Origin of the sequence: Streptomyces sp. CA-288835 (assembly GCF_050936385.1) — a bacterium.
Lineage (GTDB): Bacteria > Actinomycetota > Actinomycetes > Streptomycetales > Streptomycetaceae > Streptomyces.
The window spans coordinates 8,206,207-8,220,237 of sequence record NZ_JBNJMW010000001.1 but is presented as its reverse complement, the minus strand read 5'-3'; the positions used below and the strand labels follow the sequence as shown (position 1 = coordinate 8,220,237).

Here is a 14,031-nt window from a genome sequence, read left to right as displayed (position 1 = left end):
CGGTCCACGGGCTACCAGGGTATCAGCGCCTGGAGGAGGCCGCTTCCGGCCACGCTCCGCACACGGACCGACACAAGGCACAGTCGTGTGCACTCTTCCCACTCATCCGGCGCAATCGCTTTCCAGGGAGGGGCGCGCGGATCACCATCGTGCGTCGTATCCTGCTCGGACGATCGCTGCCGAGCCGGGCCGAACAACGGCACCACCCCGCCCGTATTCTCCGGACACAGAGCTCGTCAGTTCGTTTCGCACCAACAATCACTGCGACCATTGACGTCATGCAACGACGCTGTATTGACCCATTCCCCTGACCGCAAAGAGCAACCGCCCCTCGGGGGGCGACGTGGCCGTTCGACTGGAGATGCACGTGGCCGGGCGCATCGAGGACTACGCACTTATCGGAGACATGCAGACCGCAGCGCTGGTCTGCCGGGACGGCACGGTGGACTGGCTGTGCCTGCCCCGCTTCGACTCCCATGCCGTCTTCGCCGGACTGCTCGGCACCGAGGAGCACGGCTTCTGGCGTCTTGGCCCGGCCCATTCGGCGGACGCCGAGCCGCCCAGAGCGGCCCGCCGCACCTATCGCGGCGACTCTCTGATCCTCGAATCGGAGTGGGATACGCCACGTGGCACGGTCCGTGTGACCGATTTCATGCCTCCGCGTGACGGCGCGCCCCAGGTGGTGCGGATCGTCGAGGGCGTCTCGGGCCGGGTGCCGATGCGCTCCGCGCTGCGGATGCGTTTCTCGTACGGCCGTGTGGTGCCCTGGGTGCACAAGCACGAGGGGCGGACGGTGGCCGTCGCCGGGCCCGACTCCGTGTGGTTCGACACGACGGCCGAGACCTACGGCAAGTCGCTGACCACGTACGCGGACTTCACGGTGGCGCCGGGTGACCGGATCGCGTTCACCATCTCCTGGCAGCCCTCGCACAAGGAGCCGCCCGCGCTGCCCGAGCCGGAGCAGGCCCTGGAGGCCACCGAGGAGTTCTGGCGCGAGTGGGTCGAGCAGTGCACGTACCACGGGCCCTACCGCGAGGCCGTGGTCCGCTCGCTGATCACCCTGAAGGCGCTGACGTACGCGCCCACCGGCGGCATCGTCGCCGCGCCCACCACCTCGCTCCCGGAGGAGATCGGCGGCGTCCGCAACTGGGACTACCGCTACACCTGGCTCCGGGACGCGGCGATCACCCTCTCCTCGCTGCTGCGCACCGGCTACCGCGAGGAGGCGCGCGCCTGGCGCGAGTGGCTGCTGCGCGCGGTCGCGGGCGACCCGGAGAGCCTGCAGATCATGTACGGCATCGCGGGCGAGCGTGAGCTGGGCGAGGCGGAGCTCGACTGGCTGCCCGGTTACGAGAATTCCGCGCCCGTACGCGTCGGGAACGGCGCTGCGCACCAGCTCCAGCTGGATGTCTACGGCGAGGTGACCGAGGCCCTGCACCTGGCGCACATGACGGGTCTGGCCCGCAACGACTACGCGTCCCTGCTGCAGCTCAAGCTGATCCGCTACCTGGAGAACCACTGGGACGAGCCGGACGAGGGCATCTGGGAGGTCCGCGGTCCGCGCCGGCACTTCGTGCACTCCAAGGTGATGGCCTGGGTCGCCGTCGACCGCACCATCAAGCTCATCGAGTCCGGCGACGCGGACGGTCCGCTGGAGAAGTGGCGCGAGCTGCGCGACGACATCCACCGCGATGTGTGTGAGAAGGGTTACGACAAGGAGCGCAACACCTTCACCCAGTCGTACGGCTCCAAGGAGCTGGACGCCTCGCTGCTGCTGATCCCGCAGATGGGCTTCCTGCCGCCGGACGACAAGCGGGTGATCGGCACCATCGAGGCCATCCAGCGAGAGCTGTCGACCGAGGACGGCTTCATCCTGCGCTACCCCACCGCCGGTGAGGACGCGGGCGTGGACGGCCTGGAGGGCGACGAGGGCGCGTTCCTCGCCTGCTCGTTCTGGATGGCGGACGACCTGGCGATGATCGGCCGCGTGGACGAGGCCCGCAAGCTCTTCGAGAAGCTGCTCGCCCTGCGCAACGACCTCGGCCTGCTGGCCGAGGAGTGGGACCCGCGCCTGAAGCGCCAGGTGGGGAACTTCCCGCAGGCGTTCAGTCACGTGCCCTTGATCGACACGGCACTGCGGCTGACGGCTTCGGGGGCGTACGGCGGCTGATGAGCGGCCGATGAGCGACTGCTGACAAGCCGCCGCCCGGCTACGGCACGGGCGGCGGCTTCGTCAATTCGTCGTAGATGCTGAGGACTTGAGCGACGGTCTCGTCCTCGGTCGGCCAGGAGGCGGCCTGCCGCGTGCCCTTGTCCTTGAGGGCCTCACGCCGTTCCGGATCCTGAAGAAGGCGTACAACGGCGTCGGCGAGGGCTTCCGCGTCCCCGTGCGGTACGAGTTCGGCGGCGTCCCCGACCAGTTCGGGGACCCCTTCCATATCGGCCGCGACAAGCGGCACGCGTGCATGGAGGGCTTCCTGGGCGAGCACGGAGCGCGCTTCCCCGCCGCCGGGCAGCAGGGCGAGATCGGCTGCGGCGAGCAGTTCACCGACGTCGTCACGCCGCCCAACGAGACGTACCGGCAGCCCTTCGTTCTCGATACGCCCCTGCAGTTCGGCGCGCAGCGGCCCCTCGCCGGCGATCACGAGCAGCGGTACGGGATCCAGCCGGCGCCAGGCGCGCGTGGCGTCCAGCAGCGTGTCGTACCCCCGGTGCCGCTCGAGCGAGCCGACCGCCATCAGCAACGGCCGGTCCGTGGCACCCAGTTCGGCCCGCGCCTTGGGACGCAGCCGCTCGAGCTCCTCGTCCGCGACGGCGGGCCGCCGCACCTGAGGCAGCGCGACCGCGGCGAGCCGGGCATCACGCGCCCCATTGCGCCGGGCCCGCTCGACCAGGTCGGACGAGGCCCCGAGGACCACCGAGGCGGCCTTGGCGACCCGTCGCTCCAGCAGCCGCAGCAGATGCCCCCGCGCCCCGTCGGCGTGCGAGCGGCTGTGCCAGGTCACGACGAACGGAACCCGCAGCCCGCTGAGCGCCATGGCCGCCCTCATCCCGGCATGCAGCCCATGGGCGTGGACAAGATCGGCGTCGACGCAAGCCGCCCGCAGGACGGCCACGGAGGCCGGGTCGCTTCGCCGCGGTACGTGCACATGCCGGGCCCCGGCACCGCTGAAGTCGTACGTCTGCTCCGCGGCGGCCGGCGTACACACCGTGACCCGCACTCCCCGCGCCACGAGCCCGGAAGCCAGCGACCGCACATGCGCACTGCTGCCCGCACTGCCGCCGCCGAGCACCTGCACGGTACGCAGCGCCGATCGGCCATGCGACAACTGGCTGCTCACGGGGGTGCTCACGTGGCCGGGGCTCCTGGTTCAGCGACGGGCGGTCACGAAGAAAGTACAGAGGAAGTACTGAGATGACGCACAAGGGACGCGACGTTGGGGTGTACGGCGCGTTCGCCTACACCTAAGGATGCCAGGACATACGGGAGTTCCGGACCACGGTGGGGCGCTGGGGGACAGATCGGCCCGCGGAGCGGCGGCCGCCGTCCTCGTCCTAGCCGTCCCCCCGAGCCGTGGCCAGCAGTTCTTCCGCGTGAGCGCGGGCTGTTTCCGAGTCCTCCTGGCCCGCCAGCATGCGAGACAGTTCGCGGACGCGGTCCTCGCCCTCGAGGGCCTTTACTCCGGAGCGGGTGACCGAGCCGTCGCTGGTCTTCTCGACGAGGAGCTGCCGGTCGGCGAAGGCGGCGACCTGGGGCAGGTGGGTGACGACAACCACCTGAGCGGTCTTGGCGAGGCGGGCGAGCCGACGCCCGATCTCGACCGCGGCCTTGCCGCCGACGCCCGCATCGACCTCGTCGAAGAGGTACGTCGGCACCGGATCCGTACCCGCGAACACGACCTCCACGGCGAGCATCACGCGCGACAGCTCACCGCCGGACGCGCCTTTGGCGATCGGCCGCGGCGGCGCTCCGGGATGCGGCGCGAGAAGCAGCTCGACCTCGTCGACACCGGCAGGCCCGTACGCGACCGGGCGACCGCCCACCTCCACGCCGTCCGGGTCCTCCGTCTGCCGGATCGCGAACGACACGCGCGCGTGCGGCATGGCGAGCGAGGCGAGCTCGGCGGTCACGGCGGCGGCAAACCGCTCGGCGGCCTCCGTGCGCGCGTCCGTCAACGCCTGCGCCAACCCGCCCAGTTCGGCCCGCAACGCGTCCCGCTCGGCCGTCAACTCACCGATCCGGTCGTCGTCGCCGTCCAACTCCAGGAGCCGCGCGGCTCCTTGCTCGGCCCAGGACAGTACGGCAGCCACGTCCTCGCCGTACTTGCGGGTCAGCGCGGTGAGCGCGGCCCGCCGCTCCTCGACCGCCGCGAGCCTCAGCGGATCGGCGTCCAGGTCGTCGGCGTACCCCGCCAACTCCCCCGCCACATCGCCCAGCAGAATCCCGATCTCCCCGATCCGGTCGGCGAGCGCGGCCAACGCGGAGTCATGGGACCGTACGGCCTCCAGTGCCCGGTGCGCGCCCGCGACGAGCGTCGTGGCGTCGATGCCCTCGGGATCCTCGGGATTACCCGCCAGCGCCGCATGCGCCGCCGTGGCCGCGGACGCGAGCGCCTCGGCATGCCCGAGCCGCTCGGCCTCGGCCGCCAGCTCCACGTCCTCGCCCGCCCGCGGCTCGACCGCCGCGATCTCGTCGAGCCCGAAGCGCAACATGTCGGCTTCCTGGGCACGTTCCCGCGCGCGCGTGGTGATCTCGTCCAGCTCGGCCGAGATGGCACGCAGCCGACGGTAGGCACTCGCGTACTTGGCAAGCGGCACGGCGACCGCGTCCCCCGCGTACCGGTCGAGCGCCTGCCGCTGCCGGGACTGCTTGAGCAGCCCCTGTTGGTCGGACTGACCGTGTACGGCGACAAGCTCGTCGGCGAGTTCGGCGAGCACCCCCACGGGCACGGAACGCCCGCCCAGGTGGGCCCGCGAGCGCCCTTCGGCGGACACGGTACGGCTGATCAACAGCGCCCCGTCGTCGAGCTCGGCCCCTGCCTCCTCGGCCCGTACAACAGCCGAGGCACCCTCGGGAACGGTGATCCGCCCCTCCACCACAGCGTTCTTGGCACCGATCCGCACGAGAGCCGCATCCGCTCGCCCGCCCAGCAGCAGCCCAAGGCTGGTGACCACCATCGTCTTGCCCGCCCCGGTCTCACCGGTCACGGCGGTAAAGCCGGGCGACAACTCGACAACGGCGTCATCGATGACTCCGAGCGACCGTATCCGCATCTCCTCCAGCACGGACACGACCATACGAGGTCAGGGGGCTCGTGTGCGACGCCCCCCTGGCTTCGTTACCCGAAGGAGCGTGAAGTCTGGCCCCGTAAGGGGAGGGGGGACTGCGCCCCGTTAGGGGCGCGGGGCTGTGACATTTGCGGCTCCGCCGCGGGGCGCGACAAGCCACAACGCACCCACGCCACGTACCCACCCACCCGCGGTAGCGCTTTAGGGGCGCGGGGAACTGCGCGACAAGCCACGACGCACCCGCAGCCGCAACACAACATGTCACCCCCACCCCGGTAGGCACCCCACCCACCCGCGCCAGGCGCCCCACTCGCCCCGTGATCCCACCCACCCGCCGTAGGCGCCCACCCACCCCGCCGGAGGCGCCCTACCCAGCCGGAGGCAGGGGGGCCTGGGGGCACAGCCCCCAGTTTCGGGAAGGGGCGGGGCTGGGGAACAAATCCCCTAGTGCGGAGCCCCCCGCCAACCCGCCACAGGCAACGCGAACTTGGCAACAAGCCGATCAGTGAATGAAGCGTGATGCAGCCGAGCAAGCCGCACCGGCACAGCCCCCCGCCGCACCTCCACCCGAGCCCCTTCCGGCAACTCAATGGTCCGCCGCCCATCGCACCACAACACCCCATGCGGAGTGTGAGGCTGCACCTCCACAGCCAGCACAGAATCCGGCGAAGTAACCAACGGCTTGGCAAACAGCGCATGCGCACTGATAGGCACCATCAGCAACGCCTCAACCTCCGGCCACACCACAGGCCCCCCGGCAGAGAACGCATAAGCCGTAGACCCGGTAGGGGTAGCGCAGACGATGCCATCACACCCAAACCCGGTAACAGGCCGCCCATCAATCTCCAGCACAACCTCAAGCAACCGCTCAGCGGAAACCTTCTGAACGGCAGCCTCGTTCAACGCCCAGTCGGTATGCACAACATCCCCGTTGCTGTGCACGACGACATCAACGGTCATCCGCTCCTCGACCTCGTAGGCACGAGTCACCACCCGATCGACAACCTTGTCAAGATCATCGCGCTCGGCCTCGGCGAGGAACCCAACCCGCCCCAGATTGACGCCGAGCATCGGCACGCCCGAGGCACGCGCAAACTCCGCCCCGCGCAGCAGCGTCCCGTCACCGCCCAGCACGATCAGCAGCTCACACCCGTCGAGGCACTCGGGAGTTGCCTCCTTGACGAGTTCCACCTCCGACGGCAGCGGCAGATCGGCGGCCTCGGCCGCCAGCACCCGTACACCGAGCCCGGAGCGCAACAGCCCCTGGACGACGAGTTCGGCACTGCGGATGGCCGCGGGCCTCCCGGTGTGGGCCAGCAGGAAAACAGTACGAACTCGGGTATCGGTCAACGCGGCCCCTCCGCCACTGCACGGTCTACGTCGGCCGGATCCAGTTCGGGTGCACCGGCTCGCAGCCACAGAAAGTACTCGACGTTCCCCGAGGGCCCGGGCAGCGGGCTGGCCGTGACGCCCTTCACCCCGAGGCCCAGCCCCCACGCCTGCCGGGCAACCCCGCGCACGGCTTCGGCCCGCAGTTCGGGGCTGCGTACGACACCGCCGCTCCCCAGCCGGTCCTTGCCCACCTCGAACTGCGGCTTGACCATCATCACCAGGTCGGCATCGGGCGCCGCACACCGCACAAGGGCGGGCAGCACCAGTCCGAGCGGGATGAAGGACAAGTCACCGACAATAAGATCCACCGGCTCCCCATCGATCGCCTCCAACGTCAACTCGCGTACGTTCTTACGGTCCTTGACGGTGACCCGTTCATCGCTTTGGAGTGACCATGCCAGCTGGCCGTAGCCGACATCGACGGCGACGACGTGGGCGGCTCCGGCGCGCAGCAGGACGTCGGTGAATCCGCCGGTCGAAGCACCGGCGTCCAGCGCCCGCCGCCCCTCGATCTTCAGGCCGAGCGGCACGAAGACCTTCAGGGCCCCCGCCAGCTTGTGGCCGCCGCGCGAGACGTAGTCGGGGTCACTGTCGTCGCGGGTGACCACGATGGCGGCGGCGGTCTCCACCTGGGTGGCGGGCTTCGTCGCGAGGGTCTTGCCGACGGTGACCCGCCCGGCGGCGATCAGCTGCCCGGCGTGCTCCCGCGACCGCGCGAGCTTCCGCCGAACCAGCTCGGCGTCAAGCCGGCGTCGCACCACTCCTGCCACGTTCGGTTCAGCTCCTGTTGTTCATGCCGTACGAAGAGGGCGACCCCGGAGCCCCCTGGGGCCCCGGCCGAGCATCAAGCGCGGTAAGGGTGTCACGCAGCCCCCGATGCACATCCTCGTACACCTCGATATGCCCATCCGCAGCGAGGTGGTCAACATCGCCCAGCCGCTCAAGCTGCGCGTCCACGTCGGCATTCCCGGTGGGCGTACGCGGAACGTTCAGTGGGGCGGGGACGGCGGGTTCGTATGCGGACCCGCTCTCCGCGCCGTCTACGAGTCCGGCTCCGGATCCGGCCACCGGCCCAGCGTCGACCCCGGCCCCGGGCCCGATCTCCGCACCGGCGTCGAACCGGACATCGGATCCGCCCTCGGGTAGGTCATCGGACCCGGTCTCCCGGCCGGTCCAGGATCCCGCCACCGGTCCGGCGTCAAGCCGGACATCGGTTCCGGCCACCGGCCCAGCGCCAAGCCGGGCCCCAGACCCGGCCTCAGCACCAGGGCCGAGCCGGACCTCGGGTCCGGCCTCGGGTCCGACCTCGGACCCGATCTCAGGGCCAGCCCCGGCCCCGGCTTCGCCTTCGCCCCCCGGTTCGGCAGGAGGCTCCCAGTCGTTCATGCCCCGACGCTACCGCGAAGCGCTGCGGTACCGTCGTCCGCGATGGCCACGATTGAGGAGTGCCGCAGCGCACTCGAGAAACTCTCGGACAACATGGCGGGCGCGGAGGGCGACGTGCGCGCTGCCGCTGCCCTGGACCGCTCGCTGAGCTGCCGTATCACCGACCTCAACGTCACCTTTGTGGGCCGCCTCACGGACGGCCGCATCGAGGTGCTCGACACGGTGCAGGGCCCTCCGCCCGAAAAGGCCCAGATCCGGCTCACCATGACCGGCGACGACCTGGTCGCCATGGTGAACGGCGAGCTGAACTTCGCGAAGGCCTGGGGCTCGGGCCGGGTCAAGCTCGAAGCGGGCCTGCGCGACCTGCTCCGGCTCAGAAAGCTCCTCTGACCCGTCACCCGGTTCATGACCTTCAGGAACCCTTCGCAACGCTGACAGCAGCGGACGTACGAGCCTTACGCGCCGCCGGCACCACCAGCGGCGTACCCGTCTCCGGATCGTCGATGACCTGGCAGCGCAGCCCGAAGACCTCCTCGACCAGCTCGGCCGTGACGATGTCGGACGGCGCGCCCTGCGCAATGATCGAGCCCTCTCGCAGAGCGATCAGATGCGTCGCGTAACGAGCCGCGTGGTTGAGGTCGTGCAGCACGGCGACCAGGGTCCTGCCCTGCTCCTCGTGAAGTTCGGCACATAGGTCGAGTACGTCGATCTGGTGCTGGATGTCGAGAAAGGTGGTCGGCTCGTCGAGCAGCAGCAGCGGGGTCTGCTGGGCGAGCGCCATGGCGATCCAGACGCGCTGGCGCTGGCCGCCGGAGAGTTCGTCGACATAACGATCGGCGAGTTCCGCGACTCCGGTCGAGGCCATCGACTCCCGTACGACCCGCTCGTCCTCCGAGGACCACTGCCGCAGCAGCCCCTGGTGCGGGTAACGCCCGCGGCCGACCAGGTCGCCGACCGTGATCCCGTCGGGCGCGATCGACGACTGAGGCAACAGCCCGAGCGTCCGGGCCACCTTCTTCGCGGGCATCGACTGGATGACCTGCCCATCGAGCAGCACCCGCCCCTGGCTCGGCTTCAGCATCCGGGACAGGGCGCGCAGCAGCGTGGACTTGCCGCAGGCGTTGGGGCCGACGATCACGGTGAAGGAGTTGTCGGGTATCTCGACCGACAACTGCTCAGCGATGACCCGCTGGTCATAGGCGAGGGTGACGCTCTCGGCGGACAGGCGGTTCACAGTGCTCCTTCGGGTGTTCGCGTGCGGCCCGCCATTGGCGCCCGTACTCGTCTTGCTCGTCTTGCTCGTCTTGCCGCCGGTGTCCGGAATGCCGTCGGTGTTCATATCCGGCCCGCCTTGCGCTCGGTGACGAGGAGCCACAGCAGATAGACACCGCCGAGCACTCCGGTCACCACCCCGACGGGCAACTGGTCGGCGCCGAAGGCCCGCTGCGAGGCCCAGTCCGCGACGACCAGCAGCGTGGCGCCCATGCACATCGCGGGCATCAGGTTCGGCCCCGGCGCGCGGGTGAGGCGCCGGGCGAGCTGCGGCGCGGTGAGCGCGACGAAGGCGACCGGGCCCGCGGCGGCGGTGGCGGCCGCGGTGAGCAGCACGGCCGCCAGCATCAGCAGCATCCGCGTCCGCTCGACCCGCACCCCGAGCGCGTACGCGACATCGTCGCCCATCTCCAGCATGTACAGCCCGCGCGCGTTGCCGAGGACGAGGGGCACGAGGACGGCGCACAGCCCGAGCAGCGGCCAGACCTGTTCCCAGTCACGGCCGTTGAGCGAGCCCGTCATCCACACGACCGCACGGGCCGCGTCCACGATGTCGGCCTTGGTGAGCAGATAGCCGTTGACGGCCACAGCCATCGCGGAGACACCGATACCGACCAGAACCAGTCGATAGCCGTGCACACCTCGCTTCCAGGCGAGCACATAGATGGCAAGTCCAGTCACCAGACCGCCGAACAGCGCCCCGAGCGTGACCTCGGCCGCGCTCCCCGAGAACAGCACGATCACGGTGAGCGCACCGGCCGTCGAGCCCTGCGCAAGACCGAGCACATCCGGACTGCCCAGCGGATTACGGGAGATGGCCTGGAAGAGCGCGCCACCGAGCCCGAGCGAGGCCCCCACCAGGAGGCCGACGAGAACCCGCGGCAGCCGCAGCTCGTTGACGATGAACTCCTGCCCGACGTCACCGTTGCCGAACAGCGTCTTCAGCACGTCGCCGGCCGGGATCGGGAAGTCGCCGGTCCCGATGAGGACGACGCTCGCGGTGAGCGCGGCCACCAGCAGCAGGACGACAACGGTCAGCGAGCGGACGTCGATACGGACGGACAGTCCGCCCCGAGTACGGACGGGCCGGGCGCGGAACGGCCGGGCAGAACCGGCCTGTTTGGTCAGGACCTTCACAGCTGCGCCGTCCTCCGCCGTCGTACGAGAAAGATGAAGACAGGGCCGCCCAGGATCGCGGTGACGATGCCGACCTGAAGCTCGGCGGGCCGCGCGACCATCCGGCCGATCACATCGGCGCCGAGCAGCAGCACCGGCGAGAGCACGGTGGCGTACGGCAGGATCCAGCGCATGTCGGGCCCGGTGACGGACCGTACGACGTGCGGGACCATCAGCCCGACGAACACGATCGGCCCGCATGCGGCCGTCGCGGCCCCGCACAGCAGGGTCGCGGCCGCCATGGACAGCGCGCGGGTACGGCCGAGATGCGCGCCGAGCGCACGTGCGGTGTCGTCGCCCATGGCCATGGCGTTCAGCGGCCGCGCGAGGGCCAGCGCCAGAACCATGCCGATCACGAGGAACGGCAGCACCTGCTCGATGGTCCGGTCGTTGGCCGAGGACAGCGAACCGACCGTCCAGAAGCGCATCCTGGCGAGCGCCGCCTGGTCCATGATCATCACGGCCTGCAGATAGCCGTAGAGCGCGGCGCTGAGCGCGGTGCCCGCGAGCGCGAGCCGCACCGGTGTCGCACCCCGGCTGCCGCCGAGGGCGTACACCAGGACCCCGACCACCGCCGCGCCCCCGAAGGCGAACCACACATAGCCGCTCAGCGAGGTGACGCCGAAGTAGGTGATGGCCGTGACGACCGCCGCGGACGCGCCCGCGTTGATGCCGAGCAGTCCGGGATCGGCCAGCGGATTACGGGTGAGCGCCTGGAGGACGGCCCCGGCGAGGCCGAGCCCGGCACCGACGAGCAGCCCGAGGACCGTACGCGACAACCGCTCGCTCACCACGACGTCGCCGTACGTACCCGAGTCGTCGAACAGGCCGTGCCAGACCTGACTCAGGGACAGGTCCTTCGCGCCGATCGCGATACTCGCCAGCGCGATGAGCACCAGCACGGCCACGGACACGAGGAGCCCGGCGGCCCGTATCGCCCGGCGTTTGGGGGGCGCGGGGGCGGTCTCCGCGTTCGGTTCTGGGGGACTGTCGACCAACACGTAGTTAGGCTAGCCTACCCTCCCTAATTGGCTCGATCCGTGTGCCCGCAGGAGCGTCCGGGGCTCGCCGCGCTCAAAGTCCCAGCCGTGCCAGTGCCTTGCCCCCGTCCAGCTCGCAGGCCCCGTCCCCGGCCGCCGTCCAGGCGGCGGCACACAGCGCCCGCAGCCCGTCGAGCGCCTCGCCCTCACCCTCCAACTCCAGCCGCTCGTCTCCGGCCGTGGCGGTCCAACCCCCACATCGGAAACCCTCTCCCGCCTCGACGACCTCGGGCTGCCCGGTCAACAGCCCCCGCAGATCGGCGTCCACGTACGTCGGCCGGTGCTTCGGCGAGGCGGCAAGGAGCTGCGCGCCGTCCGTCACCCCGGTCAGCACCAGCAGGGAATCCACCTCGCCGTTGAACGCCCCCTCGATATCCGTGTCCAGCCGGTCCCCGACCACCAGCGGCCGCACCGCCCCCGTCCGCAGAATCGTCTCCCGGTGCATCGGCGGCAGCGGCTTCCCGGCCACCTGCGGCTCGCCGCCCGTCGCGATGCGTACGACCTCCACGGCCGCCCCATTGCCCGGAGCGATCCCCCGCGCACTGGGAATCGTCAGGTCGGTGTTGGAGGCGAACCACGGCACCCCGCGCGCGATGGCGTAACAGGCCTCCGCGAAACGCCCCCACGGCAGCTCAGGCCCGCCATACCCCTGCACGACCGCCACCGGCTCATCCTCGGCCGACTCGACCGGCACAAGCCCACGCTCCCGCAGCGCGACCCGCAGCCCGTCCCCGCCGATCACCAACACCCGTGACTCCGCGGGCACTTGCTCGCTGATCAGCCGGGCCACGGCCTGCGCCGAGGTGATGACGTCCGACTCCTCGGCCGGTATCCCCAGCTCCGTAAGATGCGCGGCCACCGTGTCGGGCGTCCGCAGCGCGTTGTTCGTGACGTACGCGAGATGCATCCCCCCCGCACGAGCGGTGCCGAGCGACTCGACGGCGTACGCGATCGCCTCCCCGCCCGCGTACACCACCCCGTCCAGGTCGAGCAGCGCCGTGTCGTACGCCTCGCTCAGGGGCCGGTCACTCCCCTCGGGCCGCGTCCTCACGGTCTGGCTCATTTCGCATCGCTCCTCGTTCGATCCCATTGCCCCGATCATCGCGCATGCCACTGACACTCATACGATGCACCAATGAACACTGCAGGTCCCGAGGACGTAACGGCACCCATGGGCCTTGATCTCACCCCGTTCCGGGGCCTGCGCTACGACCCCGACCGGGTCGGCAGCCTGTCCGCCGTGACCTCCCCGCCGTACGACGTGGTCGTACGCCCCGACGGACTGCACCACCTCGAATCATCCGACCCGCACAACATCGTCCGCCTGATCCTCCCCCAGGCCGCCACACCCGCCGCCCGCAACAAGAAGGCCGCGGACACCCTCCAACGCTGGCTCGCCGAGGGCGTCCTGACCGCCGACTCCGAACCTGGCCTGTACGTCTACGAACAGCGCGCCGACGACGGCATGCTCCAGCGCGGCCTCATAGGCGCCCTGCGCCTGTCGGAGCCGTCGGAGGGCGTGGTCCTGCCGCACGAGGACGTCATGCCGCACATCGTCGAGGACCGCGCGGACCTGATGCGCGCCACATCCGCGAACCTCGAACCCCTCCTCCTGACCTACCGCGGCAACGACTCCGCCGACGGCACCGCCGTCATCGAACGCACCGCCCAGAATCCGCCGATCCTGGCCACGACCACGGAGGACGGTTTCAGCCACCGCCTGTGGTCGGTGACCGACCCCGAGGACTTGACCGCGATCCAGAAGGACCTGGCCCGCCACCAGGCCCTCATCGCGGACGGCCACCACCGCTGGGCCACCTACCTGCGGCTGCGCGCGGAACACCCCTCCCCCAGCCCCTGGGACTTCGGCCTGGTGCTCCTCGTCGACACCGCGCGCTACCCGCTCCGCGTCCGCGCGATCCACCGCCTCCTGCACCACCTCCCCGTCGCGGAGGCCCTGTCCGCCCTCGGCGACGCCTTCCGCGTACGCCCCGTCGAAGGCCCCCTCCCCCAAGCCCTGGAGGCCCTCTCCGTAGCGGCCGCCGAGGGAAATGCCTTCCTCCTTGCGGGCGATGGCGCCTTCCACCTGGTCGACCGCCCCTCCCCGGACCTCCTCGCCCGTACGATCCCGGCCGACCGCCCGGAGGCCTGGCGCACCCTCGACGCGACGGTCCTGCACGCCACACTCCTCGACCACATCTGGCGCATTCCGGACGTCCCCGAGCACATCGCGTACATCCACGACACCGCCGCCACGGTCGCCAAGGCCGAACGCGACGGCACCACAGCCGTCCTGATGCACCCGGTCCGCGAGGAGGTCGTACGCGAACTGGCGAGCCTGGGCGTCACGATGCCCCGCAAGTCGACATCGTTCGGTCCGAAGCCGGCCTCGGGCCTGGTGCTGCGCGCACTGGAGCGCTGAAACACGTATGGGCGGGTCCCCGTAGGGATCCCGCCCATATGCGCGTACGCCTCT

Annotated in this window: 12 protein-coding genes; 3 read left to right on the top strand and 9 right to left on the bottom strand. The window is 70.5% G+C overall.

Going from position 1 to position 14,031, the window contains the following annotated elements; all coding sequences use genetic code 11:
* Window positions 1–361 precede the first annotated feature (361 nt).
* Complete coding sequence (locus tag ACQEVY_RS37170; RefSeq protein WP_432955603.1) at window positions 362–2,170, top strand: glycoside hydrolase family 15 protein; 1,809 nt, start codon at window positions 362–364, stop codon at window positions 2,168–2,170.
* A gap of 40 nt (window positions 2,171–2,210) precedes the next feature.
* Here the strand turns inward: ACQEVY_RS37170 and ACQEVY_RS37165 are convergent, their stop codons facing one another.
* The 5 genes from ACQEVY_RS37165 to ACQEVY_RS37145 all read right to left on the bottom strand — a co-directional run bounded on the left by ACQEVY_RS37165 (window position 2,211) and on the right by ACQEVY_RS37145 (window position 7,749).
* Entirely contained in the window at window positions 2,211–3,353 is a 1,143-nt protein-coding gene (locus ACQEVY_RS37165; RefSeq protein ID WP_432953975.1) for a glycosyltransferase family 4 protein, read from the bottom strand.
* Between the two features lie 202 nt (window positions 3,354–3,555).
* Window positions 3,556–5,298 carry a DNA repair protein RecN gene (gene recN / locus ACQEVY_RS37160; protein WP_432953973.1) on the bottom strand — a complete coding sequence of 581 codons (1,743 nt, stop codon included), beginning with the start codon at window positions 5,296–5,298 and terminating at the stop codon, window positions 3,556–3,558.
* Window positions 5,299–5,733: 435 nt separating this feature from the next.
* Window positions 5,734–6,639: an NAD kinase gene (locus tag ACQEVY_RS37155; RefSeq protein ID WP_432953971.1), complete on the bottom strand. Its 906-nt coding sequence runs from the start codon at window positions 6,637–6,639 to the stop codon at window positions 5,734–5,736.
* Window positions 6,636–7,451 carry a TlyA family RNA methyltransferase gene (locus tag ACQEVY_RS37150; RefSeq protein ID WP_432953970.1) on the bottom strand — a complete coding sequence of 272 codons (816 nt, stop codon included), beginning with the start codon at window positions 7,449–7,451 and terminating at the stop codon, window positions 6,636–6,638. The genes ACQEVY_RS37155 and ACQEVY_RS37150 overlap by 4 nt, the downstream gene beginning before the upstream one ends.
* Window positions 7,452–7,458: 7 nt before the next feature.
* Window positions 7,459–7,749 (bottom strand): hypothetical protein, encoded by a 291-nt coding sequence (locus tag ACQEVY_RS37145; protein ID WP_432955602.1) that lies wholly within the window; start codon window positions 7,747–7,749, stop codon window positions 7,459–7,461.
* A 360-nt stretch (window positions 7,750–8,109) separates the two neighbouring features.
* Between ACQEVY_RS37145 and ACQEVY_RS37140 the strand changes: the two genes are divergently transcribed.
* Window positions 8,110–8,457, top strand: a complete 348-nt coding sequence (locus ACQEVY_RS37140; protein WP_432953969.1) for an SCP2 sterol-binding domain-containing protein — start codon at window positions 8,110–8,112, stop codon at window positions 8,455–8,457.
* A gap of 22 nt (window positions 8,458–8,479) precedes the next feature.
* Here ACQEVY_RS37140 and ACQEVY_RS37135 read toward each other — a convergent pair whose 3' ends face one another.
* The 4 genes from ACQEVY_RS37135 to ACQEVY_RS37120 all read right to left on the bottom strand — a co-directional run bounded on the left by ACQEVY_RS37135 (window position 8,480) and on the right by ACQEVY_RS37120 (window position 12,618).
* Window positions 8,480–9,406 (bottom strand): ABC transporter ATP-binding protein, encoded by a 927-nt coding sequence (locus ACQEVY_RS37135; protein ID WP_432953967.1) that lies wholly within the window; start codon window positions 9,404–9,406, stop codon window positions 8,480–8,482.
* The gene (locus tag ACQEVY_RS37130; protein ID WP_432953965.1) at window positions 9,403–10,476 is read right to left on the bottom strand and encodes a FecCD family ABC transporter permease; all 1,074 of its coding nucleotides are present in this window, start codon (window positions 10,474–10,476) and stop codon (window positions 9,403–9,405) included. Before ACQEVY_RS37130 ends, ACQEVY_RS37135 begins: the two co-directional genes overlap by 4 nt.
* Window positions 10,473–11,516: a FecCD family ABC transporter permease gene (locus tag ACQEVY_RS37125; RefSeq protein ID WP_432953963.1), complete on the bottom strand. Its 1,044-nt coding sequence runs from the start codon at window positions 11,514–11,516 to the stop codon at window positions 10,473–10,475. The genes ACQEVY_RS37130 and ACQEVY_RS37125 overlap by 4 nt, the downstream gene beginning before the upstream one ends.
* A gap of 73 nt (window positions 11,517–11,589) precedes the next feature.
* The gene (locus tag ACQEVY_RS37120) at window positions 11,590–12,618 is read right to left on the bottom strand and encodes an HAD hydrolase-like protein (RefSeq protein WP_432953961.1); all 1,029 of its coding nucleotides are present in this window, start codon (window positions 12,616–12,618) and stop codon (window positions 11,590–11,592) included.
* A 72-nt stretch (window positions 12,619–12,690) separates the two neighbouring features.
* On the opposite strand from ACQEVY_RS37120, the gene ACQEVY_RS37115 reads away from it, so the two are divergent.
* Window positions 12,691–13,977: a DUF1015 domain-containing protein gene (locus ACQEVY_RS37115; protein ID WP_432953960.1), complete on the top strand. Its 1,287-nt coding sequence runs from the start codon at window positions 12,691–12,693 to the stop codon at window positions 13,975–13,977.
* The last annotated feature ends 54 nt before the right edge of the window (window positions 13,978–14,031 follow it).